At 31.8% G+C, this 393-nt stretch carries 1 pseudogene; it reads right to left on the bottom strand.

Going from position 1 to position 393, the window contains the following annotated elements:
* Positions 1-393: pseudogene (locus M3630_RS30700) on the bottom strand (cation:proton antiporter); the annotation flags it as partial.

Genomic DNA, 393 nt, shown 5'->3' with positions numbered 1-393 from the left:
GCTGTACCTTCTGATACTTCATCTGTATCAATCAACTCACGTAAAATGCGACGTTGTTCTCTCAATGCATTTAATTTAATTTTAGTAATCGTATCTTCACTTGCTGAGTTGAAGAAATTTGATGGTGTTAAGTTTTCAATTCGCATTAAATAACCGTCACAAACCATTCCAACTTCAAGTGTATTATCTTTTGTTGTTTCCTTAGACAAACGACTAACCACATTATAATGGACTAATTTATTAATTTTATTTAATTCCATTAAGTTATCCGTAACACTAAGTGAAGATGCGGAGTTCACTCTCGTTTGTACTCTTCGTTTTAATAAAGCACCTCGTAATAATACAATCATTCTTCTTATTAATGATGCTTGTCTATATACCTGTGTTCTTTCA

Source organism: Brevibacillus sp. MER 51 (assembly GCF_023714195.1).
In the GTDB taxonomy this organism is placed as follows: Bacteria; Bacillota; Bacilli; order Brevibacillales; family Brevibacillaceae; genus Brevibacillus.
The sequence above is the reverse complement of the archived record's forward strand: the minus strand, read 5'-3'. Positions and strand labels throughout refer to the sequence as shown.